Annotated in this window: 17 protein-coding genes; 9 read left to right on the forward strand and 8 right to left on the reverse strand. The window is 66.5% G+C overall.

Annotated elements, in window-relative coordinates:
- On the forward strand, positions 1–299 hold a 299-nt coding region (locus tag O0J15_RS16365; protein ID WP_308305956.1), incomplete at its 5' end, for a hypothetical protein.
- Positions 296–778 carry a LuxR family transcriptional regulator gene (locus O0J15_RS16370; RefSeq protein ID WP_308305957.1) on the forward strand — a complete coding sequence of 161 codons (483 nt, stop codon included), beginning with the start codon at positions 296–298 and terminating at the stop codon, positions 776–778. The genes O0J15_RS16365 and O0J15_RS16370, both read left to right, overlap by 4 nt.
- Before the next feature lie 51 nt (positions 779–829).
- Here O0J15_RS16370 and aceE read toward each other — a convergent pair whose 3' ends face one another.
- The gene (aceE, locus tag O0J15_RS16375) at positions 830–3,502 is read right to left on the reverse strand and encodes a pyruvate dehydrogenase (acetyl-transferring), homodimeric type (RefSeq protein ID WP_308305958.1); all 2,673 of its coding nucleotides are present in this window, start codon (positions 3,500–3,502) and stop codon (positions 830–832) included.
- A 246-nt stretch (positions 3,503–3,748) separates the two neighbouring features.
- A complete protein-coding gene (locus O0J15_RS16380; protein WP_019658858.1) occupies positions 3,749–4,048 on the reverse strand; it encodes a hypothetical protein in 300 nt (99 codons plus the stop codon).
- Positions 4,049–4,187: 139 nt separating this feature from the next.
- Here O0J15_RS16380 and O0J15_RS16385 point away from each other — a divergent pair, with 139 nt between their 5' ends.
- From O0J15_RS16385 to O0J15_RS16400, 4 genes are all read left to right on the forward strand, one after another.
- Positions 4,188–4,703: an RNA polymerase sigma factor gene (locus tag O0J15_RS16385; protein WP_019658857.1), complete on the forward strand. Its 516-nt coding sequence runs from the start codon at positions 4,188–4,190 to the stop codon at positions 4,701–4,703.
- Positions 4,700–5,722: a FecR domain-containing protein gene (locus tag O0J15_RS16390; RefSeq protein ID WP_308305959.1), complete on the forward strand. Its 1,023-nt coding sequence runs from the start codon at positions 4,700–4,702 to the stop codon at positions 5,720–5,722. Before O0J15_RS16385 ends, O0J15_RS16390 begins: the two co-directional genes overlap by 4 nt.
- A 143-nt stretch (positions 5,723–5,865) precedes the next feature.
- Positions 5,866–8,799 (forward strand): TonB-dependent receptor, encoded by a 2,934-nt coding sequence (locus O0J15_RS16395; protein ID WP_308305960.1) that lies wholly within the window; start codon positions 5,866–5,868, stop codon positions 8,797–8,799.
- Between the two features lie 10 nt (positions 8,800–8,809).
- Positions 8,810–10,405, forward strand: coding sequence for an alkaline phosphatase D family protein (locus O0J15_RS16400; RefSeq protein ID WP_308305961.1), 1,596 nt, complete (start codon positions 8,810–8,812; stop codon positions 10,403–10,405).
- Between the two features lie 108 nt (positions 10,406–10,513).
- Here O0J15_RS16400 and O0J15_RS16405 read toward each other — a convergent pair whose 3' ends face one another.
- From O0J15_RS16405 to O0J15_RS16420, 4 genes are all read right to left on the reverse strand, one after another.
- Positions 10,514–12,622: a phosphocholine-specific phospholipase C gene (locus O0J15_RS16405; protein WP_180877865.1), complete on the reverse strand. Its 2,109-nt coding sequence runs from the start codon at positions 12,620–12,622 to the stop codon at positions 10,514–10,516.
- Positions 12,623–12,630: 8 nt separating this feature from the next.
- Positions 12,631–15,009, reverse strand: coding sequence for a TonB-dependent receptor (locus O0J15_RS16410; protein ID WP_308305962.1), 2,379 nt, complete (start codon positions 15,007–15,009; stop codon positions 12,631–12,633).
- A 116-nt stretch (positions 15,010–15,125) separates the two neighbouring features.
- The gene (locus O0J15_RS16415; RefSeq protein ID WP_308305963.1) at positions 15,126–16,052 is read right to left on the reverse strand and encodes a c-type cytochrome; all 927 of its coding nucleotides are present in this window, start codon (positions 16,050–16,052) and stop codon (positions 15,126–15,128) included.
- The gene (locus tag O0J15_RS16420) at positions 16,049–17,395 is read right to left on the reverse strand and encodes a cytochrome c (RefSeq protein WP_308305966.1); all 1,347 of its coding nucleotides are present in this window, start codon (positions 17,393–17,395) and stop codon (positions 16,049–16,051) included. The genes O0J15_RS16415 and O0J15_RS16420 overlap by 4 nt, the downstream gene beginning before the upstream one ends.
- Before the next feature lie 182 nt (positions 17,396–17,577).
- On the opposite strand from O0J15_RS16420, the gene O0J15_RS16425 reads away from it, so the two are divergent.
- Positions 17,578–18,696, forward strand: coding sequence for an alpha/beta fold hydrolase (locus tag O0J15_RS16425; protein WP_308305964.1), 1,119 nt, complete (start codon positions 17,578–17,580; stop codon positions 18,694–18,696).
- 80 nt (positions 18,697–18,776) lie between these two features.
- Here O0J15_RS16425 and O0J15_RS16430 read toward each other — a convergent pair whose 3' ends face one another.
- Positions 18,777–19,916, reverse strand: a complete 1,140-nt coding sequence (locus tag O0J15_RS16430) for an MFS transporter (RefSeq protein ID WP_233652998.1) — start codon at positions 19,914–19,916, stop codon at positions 18,777–18,779.
- Positions 19,917–20,100: 184 nt separating this feature from the next.
- Between O0J15_RS16430 and O0J15_RS16435 the strand changes: the two genes are divergently transcribed.
- Entirely contained in the window at positions 20,101–20,796 is a 696-nt protein-coding gene (locus O0J15_RS16435; RefSeq protein WP_019658847.1) for an alpha/beta hydrolase, read from the forward strand.
- 81 nt (positions 20,797–20,877) lie between these two features.
- On the opposite strand, the gene O0J15_RS16440 is transcribed toward O0J15_RS16435, so the two are convergent.
- The gene (locus tag O0J15_RS16440; protein WP_171952198.1) at positions 20,878–21,579 is read right to left on the reverse strand and encodes a pirin family protein; all 702 of its coding nucleotides are present in this window, start codon (positions 21,577–21,579) and stop codon (positions 20,878–20,880) included.
- Positions 21,580–21,719: 140 nt separating this feature from the next.
- Between O0J15_RS16440 and O0J15_RS16445 the strand changes: the two genes are divergently transcribed.
- Positions 21,720–22,640, forward strand: coding sequence for a LysR substrate-binding domain-containing protein (locus tag O0J15_RS16445; RefSeq protein WP_308305965.1), 921 nt, complete (start codon positions 21,720–21,722; stop codon positions 22,638–22,640).
- Positions 22,641–22,860: the final 220 nt, after the last annotated feature.

The raw sequence follows: 22,860 nt of genomic DNA on the forward strand, positions 1-22,860 counted from the left end.
AGGGTGGGTTCGTCTGCGGCCTGGGCGGTGTGGACGGCGAGCAGAATGGCAGCAGCAAGCAGATGGCGACGCATGGCACGCTCCGTGAAGATTACGTGAAATGTTATAACGTAACTCTTGCGGGCAACAAGGGCGTTTTGGCTCTAGTCGCGAGGCCGAACACACGGGAGGCGCGAATGAGGTTGCCGGCCGTTCAGCGCTCTGCCTTGTGCGGGGCGCCGATGCTGTGCACGATCCGGATGCTGCGCCCCACAGCGCTTCACGCAGCATCTTCTTCACGGAAACGGAGCAACGTATGAAGCTGCTGTCCGCTGTGTTGTTGTCTGCGCTTTCGCTGGCCGCCGTTCCGGCGCTGGCCGTGGAGGCTTCGCCCTCACCGCTGCTGGGACGCTGGTCGCTGGACATTGCCACCTCGGCGCTGCCCGAGGCGCAGCGCCCGAAACAGGTGGTGCTGGAATTCAAGGATGCCGGGGGTGGACGCTGGAGTTCGCACGTCGACATCGTGCTGCACGACGGCAGGACCATGGAGTCCGATGGCACGCTGTCCCTCGACGGCACGCCGGGGCCTTTGTCCGGCACCTACGGCGCGGACAAGGCCAACCTGAAACTGCCGGCGCCGAACACCCTGGTGATGCAGCTGGTGGACCACGGCACGCCGGCCTCCACCCGCATCTATACCGTGGCGGCCGACCGTACGACGATGACCGAGACCAAGGCGTTCTACGGTCACGACGGTACGCCGATCCTGCAGACCAATCTGTTCAAGCGGATACCGTAGCGGCGCCGCCTGCACCACGCCCGCACAGCGGGCGTGGTGAATGCAGCAGCCTTATACCGCGGCCGGGTCGCGCTTGCCGGCGTCGATGCCGTACCTGTCGATGGCCTCCTGCATCCGCGAGCGTTCGATGCGGCCTTCGTCGGCCAGCGACTTCAGGGCGGCCAGCACGATGAAGTGGCGATCCACTTCGAAGAACGTGCGCAGCGACTCACGCGTGTCGGAACGGCCGAAGCCATCGGTACCGAGTGCGATGAAGCGGCGGTCGTTGATGAAGGGACGTATCTGGTCGCCGACGATCTTCATGTAGTCGGTGGCCACCACCACCGGGCCATCATGGCCCTGCAGGCACTCCTGCACGTAGGGTACGCGCGGTTCCTCAGCCGGGTGCAGCAGGTTCCAGCGTTCGGCAGCCAGGCCATCGCGGCGCAGTTCGGTCAGGCTGGTCGCGCTCCAGACATCGCTGGCGATGCCGAAGTCCTGCAGCAGCAGTTTCGCCGCGGCTTCCACCTCGCGCAGGATCGAACCGCTGCCCATCAGCTGCACGCGTGATTGCGAGGCGGCATCGGCGGCTGCCGGGTGCAGCAGATACAGGCCCTTCAGGATGCCCGCTTCCACGCCCTCCGGCAGTGCCGGCTGCGGATAGTTCTCGTTGAGCACGGTGATGTAGTAGTAGATGTCTTCCTGGTCGACATACATGCGGCGCAGGCCGTCATGGATGATCACCGCCAGCTCGTAGTTGTAGGTCGGGTCGTAGGACACGCAGCTGGGAATCACCGATGACAGCACGTGGCTGTGGCCGTCAGCGTGCTGCAGGCCTTCGCCCATCAGCGTGGTGCGGCCGGAGGTGGCACCCAGCAGGAATCCACGGGTGCGCGCATCGGCGGCGGCCCAGGCCAGGTCACCGACGCGCTGCAGGCCGAACATCGAGTAGAAGATGTAGAACGGGATCGTCGCCAGGCCGTGGTTGCTGTAGGCGGTACCGGCCGCGATCCACGAGCAGATCGCACCGGATTCGTTGATGCCTTCCTGCAGGATCTGGCCGTCCTTGGCTTCCTTGTAGTAGCTCAGCTGGCCGGCATCCTGCGGGGTGTACAGCTGGCCCAGGTAGGAGTGGATGCCGATCTGGCGGAACAGGCCTTCCATGCCGAAGGTGCGCGATTCATCGGGCACGATCGGAATGACCAGCTTGCCCAGCTCCGGGTCCTTCAGCAGGCGGGTGAGGATGCGCACGAAGCCCATGGTGGTGGATTGGCCGCGATCGCCGCTGCCCTGCAGCTGGGTGTTGAAGATCGACAGCGGCGGCAGCGGCAGCGGATCGACCTTCGCCAGCCGCGCCGGCAGCTGGCCGCCCTGGATGCGGCGGCGCTCGGCGAAGTAGGCCGCCTCGGGGCTGCCCGGCTCCGGTCGCAGATACGGCATGTCCTCCAGCTGCTCGTCGCTGACCGGCAGGTTGAAGCGATCGCGGAAGGCACGCACCGCATCGGCGCTCATCTTCTTCAGCTGGTGGTTGATGTTCTGGCCTTCGCCGGCTTCGCCCATGCCGAAACCCTTGACCGTCTTGGCCAGGATCACCGTCGGCCGGCCGCGGGTGTTCACCGCCTGCTGGTAGGCAGCGAAGACCTTCTGCGGATCATGGCCGCCACGCGCCAGCGCCCAGATATCGTCGTCGCTCATATGCGCGACCAGCTCCAGCAGCTCGGGGTAGCGGCCGAAGAAATGCTCGCGCACGTAGGCACCGCTCTGCGACTTGAAGGTCTGGTAGTCACCATCCACGCATTCCATCATGCGCTGGCGCAGCAGGCCGCTGTGGTCGCGGGCCAGCAGGTCGTCCCAGCCACTGCCCCAGATCAGCTTGATCACGTTCCAGCCGGCCGCGCGGAAGGTGCCTTCCAGTTCCTGGATGACCTTGGCGTTGCCGCGCACCGGCCCGTCCAGGCGCTGCAGGTTGCAGTTGACCACGAACACGATGTTGTCCAGCCGCTCGCGGCCGGCCAGCGAGATCGCCGCCAGCGATTCGGGCTGATCCATTTCGCCATCGCCGAGGAAGGCCCAGACCTTGCGGCCCTGGTGCTCTTTCGGGCCGCGGTATTCCAGGTAGCGCATGTAGCGCGCCTGGTAGGCAGCGGTCAACGGGCCCAGCCCCATCGACACGGTGGGGAACTGCCAGAACTCCGGCATCAGGCGCGGGTGCGGATATGAGGACAGGCCTTCGCGGCCGGCTTCGCGGCGGAAGTTGTCCATCCGTGCCGGATCGATGCGGCCTTCCACGTACGCGCGGCCGTAGATCCCTGGCGCGGAGTGGCCCTGGATGTAGATCATGTCGCCGTCGAAGGTGTCGGTACGGCCACGAAAGAAATGATCGAAGCCCACGTCGTACAGCACTGCCGCCGACTGGTAGGTGGCGATGTGGCCGCCGACGTTGGAATGCTTGCCGGCACGCAGCACCATCACCATCGCGTTCCATCGGATCATCGCGTTCAGGCGGCGCTCGATGGCCAGGTCACCCGGGTAGGCCGGCTGGCGCTCGGGCGGGATGGTGTTGACGTAGGCGGTCCAGGCACGGGTATGCAGGTCGCCGTGCTGCCGGGCGTCCAGATCGCTCAGCTGGTCGATCAGGTAGTGCGCGCGCGGCCGGCCGCCGGCCTGCATCACCGCCTCCAGCGATTCACGCCACTCCTGGGTTTCCAGTGGATCGGTATCGAAGGGAATGAGGGCTTGGTTCATGGCTGTCTCCAGAGGGCGCCGGTCGGAGGTCTGCCTGGGCGACAACACCGGCAGGGCGCACAGCACTGGAGCGGGGTCGCAATGGCGGGCGCCGTGACGCGAAGGGCGACCGTGGCGGCCACCGAGAAGACAAGCGTAGGCCTGCCCCCCCATGCTTCGATAGGCGGGCGGGGCTTGGGTCTCTGGCAAGCAAGGGTTGGTGCCGCGCGCCGTATCATGGGCCGATGCGCTGGGCGCGGCCGCTGATCAGGCCGGGGACAGCCCCGGCAGGAACACCGGGATGATCGCCACGCCGACGCCCAGCAGGCACCAGGCGACGACGGGCAACCAGCGCGCCAGGCGTTGGGCGGGTTCCGGTGCACGACGACCGCCGATCCACAACAGCAGCGTGAGCACACCTAGCGCATAGGCGAGGACGACGATCACCGGATGCACATGGATGACCCGGCTGGGCGGCCACATCTGCTGCTGGTAGGCGGTGGTGTGGGCGACCAGCAGCAGGAACAGCAGGCTGCTGAGGGTGTTGATGGCGGTGCGGGCGTTCATTGCGGGGCACTCCTTGTGCCGGCTGCCGGGACATCGCAGGGGCCGCATTCTAGCGGCTGCCTGCCGGTCGTTGAAACGCCACTGTCATCGATGGCGGTCACCCTGCGGGGCTTTCCAGCCTCGGGGTGGTTGGCCGGCCGTGAACAGCGTGAGGATCTGGGAGAAAAGCTACGCGCTGCGGCGCCGGCTACTGCGTGGCTTCTTCCTGCGTCGCGGTTCGGCCAGCGAGGATGCCGAAGACCTGGCGCAGGAGGTCTACCTGCGCCTGCTGCGCAGCACCGGCGAAGATGCCGATGCGGTCGAGAATCCGGAAGCCTACCTGTTCACCGTGGCGGCCAACCTGGCGCGCGAGCATGCGCGAGCGCGGTCGTCGCTGCCGCCGCTGGAAGACGTCGACCTGCTGGCCGAAGTGCTGAAAAGCGAAGAAGACATCGAAGGTGATTTCGAGCGTGCGCAGCGCTGGAACGATATCCGCAGCACCATCGCACGACTGCCGGCAACCACGCGGCGGGTGATGGAGCTGCACTACCGCGACGGGCTGGACTGCCCGGCAATCAGCCAGCAGCTGCAGGTGTCGGTGCACATGGTGCGCAAGCACATCGGCAAGGGGCTGGAGGCCTGCAGGAAGGTGCTGGGCGCCAGGGAGCTCACATGAACCGGACCTCATCGCCCGTGGCCGACGACACGATCGCCTGCGAGGCCATGGACTGGTTCCTGGGCAACCGCGAGGGGCCGTTGGATGAGGCCGGGCGCCTCGCGTTCCTGGACTGGATGAAGCGCTCGCCGGAGCATGTGCGCGCCTACTTGCGCGTCCTCTCGTTGCACCGGCAGGTGGGCGAAGCGCTGCAATCGCCGTTGCCTGAAGAGGCGCCGCTGCCACCGCGCCAGGTCGCTGCCAAGGTGGTGCCGCTGTTCGGTGGCGTGCACGCGCCGCCGCGCGCTGTGCCGCGGCGCGGTCGTGCGCGCTGGTGGGTGGCAGCTGCCGCAGCCTGTATCACCTTGCTCGGCGTGGGCCTGGTTCCGCAGGTGATGCCCACCGAGCAGCTTTACAGTGCCGGACAGGGTGAACTTCGCGACCTGATGCTGCCCGACCAGACCCAGGTGCGGCTCAACGCGGACAGCCGCCTGCGGGTACGCATGGGCTGGTTCAGCCGCAAGGTGGAGCTGCTGCAGGGTGAGGCCACGTTCGACATCGCCCGCGATCGCCGTCCGTTCGAGGTGCAGGTGAACGGCCTGGAGATCCGGGATATCGGCACGGTATTCGATGTATCGCGACGGCTGCAGAGCACGCGCATCGGCGTGGTCTCCGGCGAGGTGGAGGTATGGAGCCAGGGTGCGGACGCCCGGCGTCTTGCGCAGCTGGGCGAAGGCCGAGTGGTGCAGGTCGACGCGGGCAGCCATGCGGTCGAGTCCTTGGACCTGCCATTGTCGATGCTGCTGGATTGGCAGCAACGCAAGGTGTCCTTCCTGGATGAGCGGCTGGACGAGGTGGCCGCTGCCTTCAACCGGCACAACCAGGTGCAGGTCCGCGTGCTGGACGAAGGCGCGGCATCGGCACGGTTGTCGGGCAGTCTCGATGCGCATCGCATCGGTGCGCTGCAGGCCTTCCTCGAACGCGACCCGCGTTTCGTGGTGAGGCGCGAAGGCGACACCGTGCGGGTTGGCAGTCGCTGAGGCCGAAATGGCCGTGGACTGTCAAAAAAAATTCATCGAATCCGCGTTCTCCACTTCGGTGGATGCGGGCTCTTACTTGGGAGAAGCCGCTGCCGAGCCACGCAGCGGCGCCTGCTGCCTTCTCTCTCTTCCAAGGACCCGTGATGCGCAACACGCTCTACCTGTCGATCATCCTCGCCCTGTCTCCCTGCAGCGTGCCGCTGGCCTTCGCCGCCGGTGCCGATGGCCTGGAGGCGCGTGTATCCACGCCGATCGCGGCGCAGCCGTTGGCGCGTGCGCTGGAGCAGTTGTCGCGCAGTTCCGGGGTGCAGTTCCTGTACTCGGCCGGCGGTGATGCCCGCATGGCCGGTGCGGTGCCGCGCGGTGCCACCGTCAGGCAGGCGCTGGACGCGCTGCTGGCCGGTACCGGCCTGGGGTACACCGTGGTCGATGGCAATGTCATCGCCATCGATCCGGCGCCAGCACGCAACCAACCGAAGCCGGCCGCGCCGAAGCCGCGCGAGGCCGAGGCAATGGTGGCGCCGACCCTGGACACGGTGAAGGTGATTGCTGCACATGAGGTCATCGACCAGAAGAAGCGCTCACCGGTGATCAAGGATTCGGTGGTGTACGACGAGATGGACAGCTACGGCGACGAGACCCTGGCCGAGAGCCTGATGGCCGCTCCAGGCCTGAGTGCGGTGGAGGATGCCGGCGAGCCACGTTACGTGACCGTGCGCGGCGTACAGGCCAACCTCAACTACACCACCATCGATGGCATCGCGATTGCCAGCGTGGGAGGCAGTGGCTCCGGCGAGCGAATGAACAACCTGCAGCTGATTCCCAGCGACATCGGCACCCGTACCGACATCTACAAGAGCTTCAGTGCGGAGCAGGCACCGGATGCGATCGGCGGCGTGATCGACATCATCAGCCGCAGTGCCTTCGACCGGTCAGGCAAGTACGTGTTTGCCGATGTGGCAGGCATCTATTCCACCGCCGAGACCAACGTCGAGCGCAGCGCAGGCGGCAACCACGAGACCCTGGGTCACTTCGGCAAGAGCGCCAAGATGGTGTTCTCCAACCAGTTTGGTGTCGACCAGGAGTTCGGCATCGTTGCGGTGGCACGCTACGAGCAGCGTTCGCGCAACAGCGTCAAGCGCTGGGTGGAGTCGAACTACTACTACAACGACGCTGGCAAATACCTCACCGACGGTACCACGGGCCCGGACGAGGCCAAGGGCTGGAACGGGCTGCGTGCGCCTGGCAACTTCAGCACTGGCACCTATACCAACTTCATCACCAACTTCGGTGGCTCCGCCAAGCTTGAGTGGAAGCCCTTGGATGATCCGTTCTACGCATCGTTGCTGCTGTATTCGTACCGGTTCTACGAGAACTCGACGATGAACAAGACGGATCTGTACGGCAACGCCAAGTTTCCGGTCCGCAACCAGACCGAGGACAGCGGTACCACCCAGATCAACAGCATCTACATCAAGAACCGCCACGACCGCTGGGACCGCAGCAACCGTGGCGCCATCGCCAGCTTCAACTGGGACATCGGCGACCGTTCGCGGCTGACCCTGCGCGGTGGCCACACCGAAGAGACCTTCCACAACAGCCAGGTCTACTGGGGTGTACGCGCCTACCCCAGCAATCTGTTCGTCGACTACGAGAACGACAGCCACGGGTTCCCCAACGCGGTGGCGGTTTCCGATTCCAGCCTGCTGACCAGCTCCGCATTCAAGCTCAATCCGGCGCAGGCCTACGTCTCCCCGCGCGATGCCAAGGAGAGCATCGACAACCTGCGCGCCGATTTCAGCTACAACATCGACGCCGATGCGCGTGGCTTCGGCCTGGCCACCGGCGCCGAGTACCGCCACCTGAAGATCTGGCAGGACATCGACTTCGACTACTTCAAGAGCAGCGCCACGCTCAACGACTACCTGTATCCGGGTTCGACACTGCTGGGCAGCGTGCCCGGCTTCCCGCTGATCGACAACCGCAAGTGGACCGAGGAACTGCTGCCGAAACTGGGCAGCAACAATGCGGCGTATCCGAATGCCAACTTCACCAGCGACTACAAGTACGTGGAGGACATCACCAATGCGTATGTATCCGCGCACTACGCCTGGGACCGGCTGCTGCTGATCGGTGGCCTGCGCTACGACCACACCCGCTTCGATGCCTACAGCCCGTTCAGCGATGATGGCGGCGCTACCTATACCTCTGCGTTCCGCAACACGAGCGGTGGCTACAACAACCTGCTGCCCTCGTTGAACGCAACCTTCAAGCTCACCGAGGACCAGCGCCTGCGCTTCTCCGCCAGCCGCACGCTGGGCCGGCCGACGCCGAGCAACATCGCCCAGACCACCAGCACCAGCTGTGGCGATGACGAGGAGGGCAGGGGCTTCTGCACCATCAAGCAGGGCAATGCCGATCTGCAGCCGCGCCGTTCCACCAACATCGACCTTGCATGGGACCTGTACTTCAACGGCAACAACGGCCTGGTCTCGGTGGCGTTGTTCGACAAGGTGATCAAGGACGACATCTACACCCTGACCACCTTCGAGAACGTGGGTGATACCCGCTATCGGGTCACCCAGCCGATGAACACCGATGAGTCGAAGCTGCGCGGTGTCGAGTTCGCGGTGGCCAACCGCAACCTGCAGTGGGGCCGCCAGCGCTTCGACATGTACTTCAACGCCACGCGGCTGGAAGGGCAGACCGACTACCGCATCAGTGATGGCACCGCGCGCCGCCTGGATCGCCTGCTGTACCAGCCGGACTGGTCGCTCAATGGTTCGGTGATCTGGCGCATGCCGTGGAGGAGCGCGCAGCTGCGCCTTTCCGGAACCTACCGCAGCCGGATGCTGGTCGACTTCGGTGACACCGAATGGCTGGATTCGTACTACGACCCGTACATGACGTTCAACATGGCCTTCAGCCACAAGGTCGGCAGGCACGTGACGCTGAAGTACGAAGCCAAGAACCTGTTCAACACCCAGCCGACCTACAGCACCGGCCCGAATGGGCGCTTCCGTACCGAGATCGACGACTACGGCCGCTTCTTCTACTTCCACATCATCTACAACTGAGGGCAGCGCCGTGGATACGATCAATCGCAGGCGATTCCTGGCCCTGGCCGGCCTGTCTGCTGCCGGCGCCTGGATGGGCACGGCACACGCGCTGGCCGCGCAGGCCGATGCCACCGCGCTGAACCCGCGCAACCTGCTGGCCAAGCCGCGCTTTGCCAGCACGCCCTTCACCCTGGGCGTGGCCTCGGGTGATCCCTCGGCCGATGGCATGGTGCTGTGGACACGGCTGGCGACCGAGCCGCTGGTGTTCGGCGGTGGCATGCCGGCCCGGCCGATGGTGGTCGAGTGGCAGCTGGCAGCAGACGAAGGCATGCGCAGGGTGGTACGCCAGGGTTCGGCAATGGCGCATCCCGAACTCGGCCACGCGGTGCACGTGGAGCTGGACGGGCTGGCGCCCGGACGGCCCTACTGGTACCGCTTCACCGTAGGCGGCCACGCCAGCGCAGTGGGTTGCACGCGCACGCTGCCGGCAGCCACGGCAGCGGTGGATCGCGTTCGCTTCGTGGTGGCCGGTTGCCAGCATTACGAAGAAGGCCACTACACCGCGTGGCGACGCATCGCCGAGGAATCACTCGATTTCGTCTTCCACTACGGTGACTACATCTACGAAGGCGAAAGCCAGCCGGGCCTGCGGAAGATGAACGGACAGCCGTTCACCAACCTGCGCAACCACGTCGGCCCGCAGATCTACACGCTGGATGATTACCGCCGCCGCTACGCCCAGTACAAGAGCGATGCCGACCTGCAGGCCGCGCATGCGGCGGCACCGTGGTTCGTCACCTTTGACGACCATGAAGTGGACAACAACTGGGCCGGCGCCGAAGACCAGGATGACACGCCCAGCGAAGTATTCCTGCTGCGCCGCGCGCAGGCGTTCCAGGCTTACTACGAGAACATGCCGTTGCGCCGTTCGGCATTCCCGCGCGATGGCCACATGCAGATGTACCGACGTGCACGCTACGGCACGCTGATGGACCTGCACCTGCTCGACACCCGCCAGTACCGCAGCAAGCAGGTGAGCATGGCGCTGCGTGAGGAAGTGGAATCGCCGGAGCGCAGCATTGTGGGGGCGAAGCAGGAGCGCTGGCTGTTCGACGGCCTGGCCGATGCCGCACCGCGCTGGCACACCATCGCCCACCAGGTGGCGCTGGGCAACTACATGCGCGAGAAGGATGGGGTGGTGCAGTCGTCCGACGATCAGTGGTCGGGCTATCTGGACAGCCGCCGGCGCCTGCTCGACCACATCGAGAAGGTGGGCTTCGGCAACGTGGTGACCGCCTGCGGCGACGCGCATCGCCACTATGCCAGCGATCTGGTGCAGGACCACCGTGACTCGGGCGTGGTCTCCAGCGAGTTCCTCGCCACCTCGATCACTTCCGGTGCCGACGGCCAGGGCGTGGACGCGTATGCCAGGAACCAGCTTGCCCACAGCCCCTACCTGAAGGCGACCACCGACAAGCGTGGCTACGTGCTGTGTGATGTCACCCGCGATGCGTGGATCGGCGACATGAAGACGCTGGATACCGTGATGCAGCCGAATGGCGCGCTGCAGAGCTGGAAGCGCTACGCGGTGGAGCACGGCCGGCCGGGGCTGCAGGAGGCCTGAATCTACCGGTCTGCGCTGTAGAGCCGAGCCCACGCTCGGCTGCTTTTTTCGGGGCAATGCGACCAGGGCGAAAGCAGCCGAGCATGGGCTCGGCTCTACAGGGATTCTTCAATCGTGCTCGAACCGCAGCGGCTCGGTGCCCATCGCCGGGTCACTGGTGCCGGGGCGCCCATCCTCGGCGCGGCCGGCCAAACGCAGCACACTCCCACCCGCGCTGACGCGCAGGTCATACCAGCCGGCGGTAGGCGTAGCATCCCACGCCAATGAAGTCTGCGCATGTGCGGGCAGCGCCAATGTCTGTTCGGGCATGTGTCCTGCATAGGCGCCGCCGTGCACGCGCACCTGCTGTGCACTGTCACCCAGATTGCGCAGGCGGAGCCGCAGTTGGTCATCGACGCGATCGATTGAAGCCTGCACGGCAGGACCCGTGGCCGCTCCCTGGAAGTGGCGGTGGAAGCCGTTCGGGCCGAGCAACCACAGGTCATAGCGGCCCTGGGCATCCAGCGGCCAGCGCTCGCGCAGCGGCCTACCGGGCAGCAGCGTGTAGCGGCGTGGCACCGCATCCAGCCGCAGCCGGTCGTAGACATGCAGCACAGCCGCTGCGCCTTCGCAGGACAACGTCAGGTCCACGCCCGCAGCGTCGACCGCAGCGATCGATGCCTGCGGCCGGTAGGGCAGGGCACGCGCCGGGCGTACACCGCTTTCCTGTTTCGCCGGCTTCAGTCCCTCGGGCAACGCGGGCACGGTGCGTCCCGGCAGGGCGGCGGCACGCGCGGCCACCGCGCTCATGTCCGGCAGGCCGCGCACGAACGGACGGGTATCACGCTGGGCGAAGTCGAACGCGTTGCTCAGATCCCCGCAGACCGCACGGCGCCACGGCGAGATGTCCGGTGCGGCCACGCCGAAGCGACGTTCGATCAGGCGTATGACCGAGGTGTGGTCGTACACCTGCGAATCGACCCAGCCGCCGCGGCTCCACGGCGAAATCACGTACAGCGGCACACGCGGACCGAGACCATACGGGCGCCCGCGCAGTTCGGCGGCATCGTACTTCTCGTCGCCCGGTGCGGGATGACGGTGATACTCGCCCTCGGTACTGACGGACGAGGCACCTGCCCATCCACCGTTCACCGGTGAGGGAGGGGCCGGTGGCGGCATGTGGTCGAAGAATCCGTCGTTCTCGTCGAACATCAGCAGCAGGGCGGTGCGGCTCCACACTTCCGGATCGGCGGTCAGCGCATCCAGCACGCGCGCGGTATAGGCCGCGCCCTGGGCCGGGCTGGACGGGCCGGGATGTTCGCTGCCGGCGGCATCGGCGATGATGAAGCTGACCTGAGGCAGGCGCCCGTCGAGTACGTCCTGGCGCAGCTGTGGCAGGCCACGGGTGCTGACAGCGCGTGCGCGCAGCTGCGGATCATGTCCGGGTGCCGCGCTGTAGGCACGACGGAACGCCTCGAAGCCGGCCAGCGGGTTGTCGGTGAAGTTGTCGGCCATGTCCTGGTAGATCTGCCAGGAAACGCCAGCCTTCTGCAGACGCTCGACATAGCTGGTCCAGCGGTACGACGCCGGATGCCCGCCGTGTTCGGGGAAGTTGTCATGCGAGTTGGCGATTACCGGGCCACCGGCACGGGCCTGTGCATCGTTGTGGCCGGTCCACAGGAACACCCGGTTCGGGTTGGTGCCGGCCTGCATCGCGCAGTGGTACGCATCGCAGATCGTGAAGGCATCGGCCAGCGCGAACTGGAACGGCAGGTCGCTGCGCTGGAAGTAGCCCATCGAGTGGTTCTGCTTGGCCTTCGGCCATCGCCCCATGCGGCCGTGGTCCCAGGCGCGCTGCGCATCGGGCCAGGTATGCGGCGTACCTTCCACGCGCATGTAGCCGAAGTGTGCGGCGGTATCCAGCGGGAACGGCGCGATCGCCCGCGTGCCGCTGGCATCGGGCTGCAGCCACAGGCTGCGGGTGCGGCCACCGGCTTGCAGCGCGGCGGCCGGGGCGACGAACCGATCACCGAAGCCACGTACCCCCGGCAGCGTGCCGAAGTAGTGGTCGAACGAACGGTTCTCCTGCATGAACACCACGATGTGCTGCAGGTCTTCCAGGCTGCGCGTCTGCGCGGCAGGGGCGATCGCTGCGGCCCGGGCGATGCTGGGCAGCAGCGGAGAAAGGCCGGCGGCAACGCCGGCCTGCAACAACCGGCGTCGGCCGATATCGGTCACGGGCTCACTCACAGGTCCACGCGGAAGGAGATGCCGACGGTGCGCGGAGCGCCGATGAAGGCGTTGTCGCGGCCGTCCACCCCTGCAAGATACCGCTTGTCGGTGAGATTGCTCACCACCAGGTTGGCACCCATGCCCTTCAGGCGCGGCGACAGCCCCTGCAGGTCGAAGCCGATGTTGGCGTTGAACACGGTGGCCGAGGGCAGCGTGTTGACGTTGGCGGCATCAAGGTAGCGCGTGCCCAGGTAACGGCCGGACAGGCCGAAGTTCCAGTTGGCGCCCTGCCAGTCGGCCGACAGCACCAGGGTGTTCTCCGGCTGGCCGATCACCTTGGCGCCGTCGACGATGCCCAGCTGGGCATCACGCGCGGCATTGCCGCTGCCCAGGTACTTGGAGCGGTTGTAGGTGTAGGCCGCGTTGATCCGCCAGCCGTTGTTCCACCCATAGCCGAACGCGGCTTCCAGGCCGTTGCTTTCCACGCCGCCGAAGTTCTCGTAGACACCATCGGTCTCGCCCAGGTAGTCGATGCCACTGACGAAACCTGCCGGCAGATAGACGATGCGGTTGTCGAACTTGATGTTGTAAAGCGTGACCGAGGCGGTCAGCGGCCAGCGGCTGATGCGCATGCCCACTTCAATGTTGTCGGCGGTTTCGGGCTCGACGTTGCGGAAGCGCTGCGGGTCGGTCTCGCCAAGCACGCCGGAGGGGATGGCGGCGAAGTTCTGCGAGAAGCCGGCGAACAGCTCCATGCCTTCCACACCCGGTGCCCAGGTGACGCCGGTGGACAACAGTGGATCGGACCTGGAATCGGATTTGACGTGCTCGCTGGCACCGATCACGCGGCGGCGCGACTGGTCGACGAAGAACTGCTTCACGCCCAGGCGCGCGCTGAACGGACCGAAGCGGGCCACGTCCTCGACGTAGTACATCTGCTCGTCGACCTTGTACTTGTCCTCGAACTGCACCCAGTACGGCTGGTGGTCGAAGGCGATGTCCTGGCCGACGTTGAGCAGGCGGTGCCAGTCACGGCGTGCCGAACGGTCCAGCTTCTCCACCCAGAGGCCACCACGGATGGTGTTGTCGATCGCACCGAAGGTCTGCCGCCATTCGACGTCGGCGGTCACGCCCATGCGGTCGTTGTCGTAGTGGGTGTGGCGGTAGGACTGCGCGCCCAGCACGTTGCCCGCGTAGCAGTTCGGATCGTACTCGGCGGTGAAGCCCAGGCGCGGGGTGCAGCTGGCCAGGCGCTGCGCGGCGCTGCCATCGGTATTGACGAAGAAGATCTGGCCACGGTTGCTGCCGCCGTACACGGTTTTGCCACCGAGATATTCCGATTCGGGGCGGCCCGCACCCTCATCGCTGACCTGCGCCAGGTAGGGTGGAAGCCAGTCGCCACGACCTTGCATGCGGTGCCCGTAGGCGGCCACCGAGGCCTTGAACCCGTTGCCGCCGTCGAAGGCCGCACGCAGGTAACCGAAAGTGTTCTCGCGCAGCGCACGCGAGCCCGAACGGAAGTTCTGGTCCAGATAGGGAATGCCGGTGAGGGTGCCGACCAGGTTGTCGCGATCCGGATGGGTGGCAAAGCCCTTCGGTGAGACGCTGGTGTATTCCGGCTCGTCGGCATCGTTGTAGGACAGGTAGCCGGTCAGGGTCCAGCGATCCAGTTCGGTGATGAACTTGCCAGCGATGTGGTCGTTGCTGGCGTGGCCGGTGCCGTCGATCCAGTCGTGCACCTTCGACGAGGAGGCGCTGACCCAGGCGCGGGTGTGGCCGCCGAGCAGGCCGGTGTCGTAGCGCACGTAGTACTTGCGCGCCTCGTTGTCACCGGCACCGACCACGAAGCGCAGGCGGCTGTCCTGCAGCGGGTCGATGGTAAGGAAGTTGAGCGTGCCACCCAGTGCTTCGTTCGAACGCGAGGAGATGTCAGCGGTGCCCTGGCTGACTTCCACCGTCTCCAGGTCGAGGGTGTCGATGTAGCGGTTGGCCAGCGAGCCGCCGCCGTAGCCGGAGCCGCCGTTGGGCAGGCCGTCGATGGTGGTGCCGATCTGCTGCGTATCGCGGTTGGTGACGAAGCCACGCATGCTGATCTGCGTGCCCCACACCGACGAACCGGTAGCGTCGGCCTCGCTGACCACCACGCCCGGCACTTCGTTCAGCGCATCGTTGACGCTGCTCATCACCGTCTGCCGGTTCAGTGTTTCTGCGCGCACCGACGTCTTGGCGTAGCTGGTGGCCTGGCCGATCACCTGTACCTGGTCCAGGGTACGGGCATCGCTGCTGTGCGCTTCGCCCGTATCGCTCTGCGGTGCTTCTGCGAGGGCGTCCAGGGCGGGGGCGATCAGCACGGCAAGCAGCGAGACACGGGGAAAACGCGCAAACGTTCGCATTGAAACCGGACCTTCAGGGGAGGGAAGCCCCGGAGTGTCGGCAGTGCCCATGACATCGGCATGACGCGGCGAAGCAGGAACCGTGTTGTGTGACGGCCGGTTCCAATGGCTTCTGCTCAGTACCGCGCGTCCTTGGGTTTCGGGTCGCGCGGCCAGTCCTTGCTCTTGTTGGCGAAGTCCGGCCGCGGCTGGTTGATGAAGTAGCTGGCGATGTCCACCGCATCCTGGTCGGGCATCACCTGCTGCCCCAGTGGCGGTTCGCGGGTCACCGCCGGCGGCATGTTGTGCTTGACGAAGCCGGCGGCCTTGTACAGGCGCGCCATGCCGGCGCCGATGTTGAAACTGTGGTCGCCCCACAGCGGCGGGAAGGCGATGTCACCGCTGGCGTCGCGCCGTCCTTCGCCGTTGTCGCCATGGCACGCGGCGCACTGCACGGCGTACAGCGCCTGGCCGCGGAACGGGTCCGGGGTCAGCGTGCTGTCGATGGGCCCCTCACTGGGGGCAGCCACCCTTGCACCCACTGGCACAGGGCTGCTCAGCCACGCCATGTAGTCGAGCATCGCACGCATCTGCGGCGAGTCCTTCGGCAGCGGCTTGCCGTTCATTGAACGCTGCAGGCAGCCGTTGATGCGCTCGGTCAGCCCGATCACCTTGCCCGGACGCGGCATGTAGCGCGGATAGGCGCCGCCGCCGGTGTTGAAGTAGTGATTGCCGAACGGCCGCTTGCCTTCGGCCATGTGGCACGAGTTGCAGTTCAGATCGTTGCCGACGTTGTCCGGCAGCAGCCGTGCGGTCTCGTTGAGGAGGCGGCGGCCGAGCATCACCGACTCGGCATTGCCGAGCCCGGCGATTTCTTCGGCGCTGGGTGCACGGTAGTGGCCGACCACCTTGCCCTGTGCATCGAGGATATCGATCGTGCTGGCCACGGCGGCATCCAGGTCCGGGTACAGATGGCGGTAAGCGAGGGTACCGGCGCCGGCCAGCAGCACGAGGGTGATCGCACTGCCGATCAGCAGGCGGGAGCGTTTGCGCGAACGTTTCATCGTGCGGACTCCTGCGGAACGTAGTGCACTGGCTTGTCGCGCACCACCCGGCGCATGCGTGCCACGTCGACCTCGCTCACTGCGCTGGCCTGGTTGCCCCAGCTGTTGCGGATGAAGGTCAGGATCTGTGCCAGCTGCGCGTTCGGCAGCTGTTCGAAGCCGGGCATGGTGAAGGCCATGCGGTCGCGCGGGGTATGCGGCGTGCGGCCACCGATCAGGGTCACCTGCACCAGCGAGCTGGGATCGTCAGCGAACACGATCGAGTTGCCGGCCAGGGCCGGATAGACGCGCGGCATGCCGCGCCCGTCGGCGCGGTGGCAGGCCTGGCAGTGCTCGGCATAGGCCAGCGAACCGGCCACGCGGTAGTCGCCGCTGCGCAGTGCGGCGGTGGTCGTGTCGCTGCCGGGCGACCACTGTGCGCTGCGTCCTTCGCGGGCGGGCAGCTGCTTCAGGTAGCGGGCCATCGCCAGCAGGTCAGCGTCGGACAGGTACTGCGTGCTGTGCTCGACCACGTCGGCCATGCCACCGAAGGCCGCCGACCGATCGGTGCGTCCGGTGCGCAGGAAGTCCACGATCTCGCCCTCGCTCCAGCTGGCCAGGCCGCTCGCTTCATTGCGCAGGTTCTTCGCATACCAGCCTTCCAGCACCGAGCCGGAAAGGAACTGCCGGCCCCCATCATCGGCAATGGCCTTCTCCTGGAACGCCAGGCCGCGTGGCGTGTGGCAGGCGCCGCAGTGGGCCAGGCCTTCCACCAGTTCGGCGCCGCGCTGCTGGCTGGCATCCAGCGACGGATCCGGGTTGAACGTGCGCGGGCGTGCGAACAGCAGCTGCCACCAGGCCAATGGCCAGCGCATGTTTGCCGGCCACGGGATCGTGCTGTCGGCGTTGTTCTGCTTCACCGGTTGCACCGAGCCCATGAAGTAGGCGTACAGCGCCTTGATCTCGGCGTCGCTGGCGATCACGTACGAGGCGTACGGCATGGCCGGATACAACGGCTGGCCGTCGTGACGGATGCCGCGACGTACCGCGCGCTCGAAGTCGGCGTAGTCGTAGGCACCAATGCCGGTGTCCGGATCGGGCGTGATGTTGGTCGAGTAGATCGTGCCCATCGGCGTCTGCATGCCGAGGCCACCGGCGAACGGCTTGCCACCCGGTGCGGTGTGGCAGGCCGCGCAGTCTGCGGCGTGCGACAGGTATTGTCCCTGCGCGATCAATGCCGGATCGTGGATGTCGACCTGCGCGGCCTGTCGCGGTGCGAACCAGTAGGGCGTGGTGCGGGCGACGCCGTAGGCGGCGGCCAGCGTGGCGACCAGGGCAATGGCGAGCTTGAACGAGGTGCGCATGGCGGCACTGTGGGCAATCGTGCCGGCGTATTCATTGATCCGGATCAATGCTGAGGTCAATCGCGCCATTGTGACAACCTGAATCGATCCCGGATTGTCATCAAGCCGTCATCCGCTCGCGATAGATGGTCCACGCCCGCGTCGCTAACCTGCCACGCTGTCGCACCCATCCTCGATTGCCCATGAAGCGCCTGCTGCTGTTGTTGCTGGCGTGCGCCGGCCTGTGGCTGGCTGCATGCTCCTCCTCGCTCAATGCCTCGTCCACCTCGCTCGCCGATCGGCTGATCGCGCCAGGTGGCGTGTCGACCCTGCTCGATCGCCCGCGCATCGCCGCGGCCATCGCCGAACTGCCCAACCGCCACGGCTTTGCGCGGGGCCGCGATGGCGTGCCGATCTTCTGGCGTGTGTTCGATCCTGGCGATTACGGCGCGCGTTATCACTACCTGCCGCAGCGCCACGAGAACGGCCTGCCGCTGGATACCGGCTTGAGCCTGGCAGTACCGCGACCGTTCCGCGCGCAGGCACCGCGCGGCACCGTGGTGCTGCTGCACGGCTGGATGATGAATGGTGATTCGATGCTGCCGTGGTCGTTGCAGCTGGCCGAATCCGGCTACCGCGTGGTCACGCTCGACCTGCGCAACCATGGACAGTCCGGTGCGGGGCCGTCGGGCTATGGCACCTATGAATCCGACGATGTGGTGGATGTAATCGGCGAGCTGCGCGCACGTGGTGAAGTAACCGGCCCGCTGTACCTGTTCGGCGTGTCCTATGGCGCCGCCACAGCGGTATTCACCGCCGACAAGCTCGGCGACCAGGTGGAAGGGGTGGTGGCGATGGAATCGTTTGCCAATGCCGGTGTGGCGATCCGCACGATGATTCCGCACCTGATGGGACTGCAGCCGGAAGGCCTGAAGGCGCAGGCGATGGCGTCGTACGCGCGCTGGCGCTACGGCGGCCAGGACATCAACCAGGTGATCGCCGACGCCAGCCGTCGCATCGACGTCGATCTGGACCGCGTCGACGTCGCGCGTGCGCTGGCCGATACCCGCGCCTGCGTGCTGCTGCTGCACGGGCAGGGCGATCAGCACATACCCGTCAGCCAGGGCCGCGAACTGGCCCAGGCCAACCCGCGCGCGCACTACATCGAGATGCGCGGCGAAGACCATATCACCCTGCCGCTGCGGCTGGATCTGCTGGCCGGAGTGGTTGACGACTGGATGGCGCGCGACGAGCACCACCCGCAGAGCGCATGCCCGGCGCCGCAGCTGCCGGCCCAGGCCGAATGGCTGGCACACGGCTGAAAAAGGGGACGGAGGGGATTAAGTCGTTTGCAGCACACCCGTGGCAGATGCGACTTAATCCCCTCCGTCCCCTTTTTTTGTCAGGCCACCCGTCGTGCCAGTGCTCGCGCGGATGCGGCTACGCCCAGCAGCAGCGCGGCCACGCAAAGGAAGGCGAATCCGAGGCTGGTGCCGTGTGCCAGTGCACCGATCGCCGCCGGGCCGGCGAGGATGCCGGCGTAACCCAGTGTGGTCACTGCAGTGATGGCGATGCTCTCCGGCATCACCCGCTGCTGGCCGGCCATCGAGAACAGTGCCGGCACGATGTTGGCGCAGCCCAGCCCGACCAGCACGTAGCCGGCCAGCGCCACCGGGAACGAGGGCACCAGCGTGGCCAGGGTGAAGCCTGTTGCGGCGGTGATGCCGCCGAAGACCAGGGTACGGGTCCGTCCGAGGCGCTCGACGATGCCGTCGCCGAACAGGCGCATCGCGGTCATTGCCAGCGTGAACAGCGCGAAGCCGGCGCCGGCCTGGTCACGCGGCACCTGCCGCACTTCGGCCAGGAACACCGCGCTCCAGTCCAGCATCGAGCCCTCGGCGAGGAACACCACGAAGGCCAGCACGCCGATGAACAGCACCACGCCGTGCGGCAGCGCCAGCAGTGGGCCTTCGTGCAGGATCCGTTGCGGTCGCCAGTGCGGCGCCGACAGCACCGCAACCAGCAGCAGTGCCGCCACCGACACCAGCGCGGCCAGCCACAGCGGTGTACCCAGGATCAGCAGGCCGGTCATGCAGCCGGCACCGACGAAGCCACCGATGCTGTAGAAGGCGTGGAAGCCGGACATCATTGCGCGCCCGGCGTCGCGCTCGACCGCGACCGCCTGCATGTTCATCGCACAATCCAGCGCACCGACGCCGGCGCCGAACACGAACAGGGCCGCGCCCAGCGCCACCGGCGAGGGCGCCAGCACCAGCAAGGGCAGGGCGCACAGCATCATCGCGCAGGTGATCACCATCACCCGTCGGCAACCCAGCCGCCCGGTCAGCGCGCCCGCCAACGGCATCGCCAGCAGCGAGCCGAGCCCGAGGCACAGCAGCACGGCGCCAAGGCTGGCGTCGGACAGCCCGGCCTTGGCCTTGGCGTAGGGCACCATCGGCGCCCACGCGGCGGTGGCGAATCCGGGAATGAAGAAGGCGGCACGGGTGGCGTGCTGCTGGGCACGTGGGGATGAAGGCGTCATGCGCGATGCGAAGCTCCAGGGGACTTTTATGAAAACGCTTTCAGGCCGGATCGGCAAGTGCCATGCGTGACATCGGGCGACGCATACGATTGCAGTGACCCGATCGCGTCACCAGCGATTAACGTCGCCCACGGACAGTGGCTGCACGGTCGGCACCCCGCCGGCCGCTGCCGGAGATCCGTACATGAGCACGACACCGACCATCCTCCTCGTCCATGGGTTCTGGGGCGGGGCCGCACACTGGGCCAAGGTGATCCTGGAACTGCATCGCAACGGCCACGACCGGGTGCAGGCGGTGGAATTGCCGCTCACGTCGCTGGCCGACGACGCAGGACGCACCCAGAAAATGATCCGGCAGATCGACGGTCCGGTGCTGCTGGTCGGCCACTCCTACGGCGGTGCGGTGATCAGCCAGGCCGGTAACGAGCCCAACGTGAAGGGCCTGGTTTACATCGCTGCCTTCGCGCCTGATGCCGGCGAGAGCCCGGGTGGCATCACCCAGCAGCATCTGCCGGAGGCGGCGCCGAATCTGGCACCGGACAGCGATGGCTACCTCTGGCTGCGTGCGGACAAGTTCCATGAGAGCTTCTGCCAGGACCTGAGTGCCGACGAGGGCCGGGTGATGGCGGTGACCCAGAAGGCGCCGCTGGCCAGCACTTTCGGCGACACGGTCAGCGATCCGGCGTGGAAGCACCGGCCGAGCTGGTACCAGCTGTCCCGCCACGACCGCATGATCGCGCCGGAAAACCAGAAAGCCATGGCCGCAAGAATGCAGCCCAAGCGCCTGCTGGAGCTGGATGCCAGCCATGCCTCGCTGGCCTCGCAGCCGAAGGAAGTGACCGCGCTGATCCTGGAGGCCTGCGCCGCCATCGGTGGGTAACACTCCTCCTGTAGCACGCCTGGCGCAGGCCGGGCTCTACGAAAAGGCCCCCGATGCTCAGCAGCATCGAGGGCCTTGTGGTTACAGCGGCAGGTCGAACACCAGCACTTCGGCATCGTTGCCGTTTTCCAGCGTCAATTGGGCTTCGTCGCTGACCTGCAGTGCATCGCCGGCTTCCAGGGTGATGCCGTTGACCTGCAGCTGGCCACGCGCCACCTGCACATAGGCGCCACGACCGTTGCCGAGGGCGTGATGCAGCTTCTGGCCGCCATCGAGGATGGTGGCGAAGATGCGGGCATCCTGGTGGATGCGCAGCGAACCGTCGGCACCGTCAGGCGAGGCGATCAGGCGCAGCTGGCCGCGCTTGGCCTCCGGCGAGAAGTGGGTCTCCTCGTAGGACGGCGCGATGTTCTCGGTGTCCGGGAAGATCCAGATCTGCAGGAAGTGCACGGTTTCGTCGGCCGAGTGGTTGAACTCGCTGTGGGTGACGCCGCTGCCGGCGCTCATGCGCTGTACGTCGCCGTAGCGCAGCACCGAACCGGTGCCCATCGAGTCCTTGTGTTCCAGCGCACCACCCAGCACATAGGAAATGATTTCCATGTTGCTGTGGCCGTGGGTGCCGAAGCCCTGGCCGCCAATGACCTTGTCTTCGTTGATGACCCGCAGCGGGCCGAAGCTGACGTAACGCGGGTCGTAGTAGTTGGCGAAGGAGAAGGTATGGCGCGAGGACAGCCAGCCATGCTCGGCCAGGCCACGGGTAGCGCTCTTGCGGATCTGCAGCATGATGGAATCTCCTTGTTCGATGGTTTCGATGGGGCGGGACGGGCGAGTAGCTCTTGCATTTCCCCGTTGGAGAGAAGTATCCGCTTGCGCCCCGGGTTTGAAAAACGGATAGTTTTGACAGCCACCATCGAAAAATTCGAATGCTCAAGCTCAGCCTCGATGCCCTGCAGATCCTGGATGCCATCGACCGCCGCGGCTCGTTTGCGGGCGCTGGCAAGGCGCTGCACAAGGTGCCCTCGACCATCTCCTACACCGTGGCCAAGCTGGAGGAGGACCTGGGCGTGCAGCTGTTCGACCGGGTTGGCCCGCGCGCCGAGCTGACCGCAGCTGGCCGCGCGCTGCTGGACGAGGGTCGACACCTGCTGCGTGCAGCCCGCGAGCTGGAACTGCGGGTGCGGCGGGTGGCCTCGGGCTGGGAGACCGAACTGACCCTGGCGGTGGACTCGGTGTTCCCGACCTGGCTGCTCGGCCCGGACATCGCCGCGTTTCGTGAGGCCGAGGCACCGACCCGGCTGCGATTGATCGGCGAGGCCCTGTCCGGCACCTGGGAGGCCCTGCTGGACCGCCGTGCCGACCTGCTGGGCGGCGCGCCGGGCGAGGGCCCCAGCGGCGGTGGCTACGTCGTCGAGCCGCTGGGTACGGTGGCGTTCGTATTCGCGGTCGCGCCCGAACATCCGTTGGCCAACGTGCCTGGCGTGCTGGGTCGCGAGCAGCTGGTCGAGCACTGCGCGATCGCGGTCTCCGATTCGGCACGACGGCTGCTGCCGCGCACGGTGGGCCTGTTGATGGGGCAGGAGATGCTGACGGTGCCTGACATGGCCAGCAAGCTGAAACTGCAGTGCGAAGGCGTGGGCTTCGGTTTCCTGCCCGAGCCGTGCGCGCGCGCTGCGGTGGCGCGTGGCCAGCTGGTGATCCGCGAGGTGGAGGAGCACAAGCCGGAAGAGACCTTCTGGCTGGCCTGGCGCACCGGCGAGGACGGCGCCGCACTGCGTTGGTGGCGCGAGCGCTTGCGCAGGCCGGAGCTGCTGTCGCAGTGGTGGCAGGCAATGGCCAGGGGGTAGGGGTTTGGCAGGGCTGCGCCCTGCACCCGCCGAAGCAACAGCTATGGCCGAAGCAACAGCAACAGCAACAGCAACAGCAACAGCTGGTTTCCTGAGGGATGGCGGGGTGGGTCCGGTTGCGGGAGACGCCGTAAACCCGTCCATGAAGTGACCCCCGGGAGTTGGACGCCAGATCCAACCCCGAGGGATACATGAACAGATACGACGCTCGTTTCAAACT

The organism is Stenotrophomonas sp. Sm10 (assembly GCF_030985515.1).
GTDB classification, from domain to species: Bacteria; Pseudomonadota; Gammaproteobacteria; order Xanthomonadales; family Xanthomonadaceae; genus Stenotrophomonas; species Stenotrophomonas hibiscicola.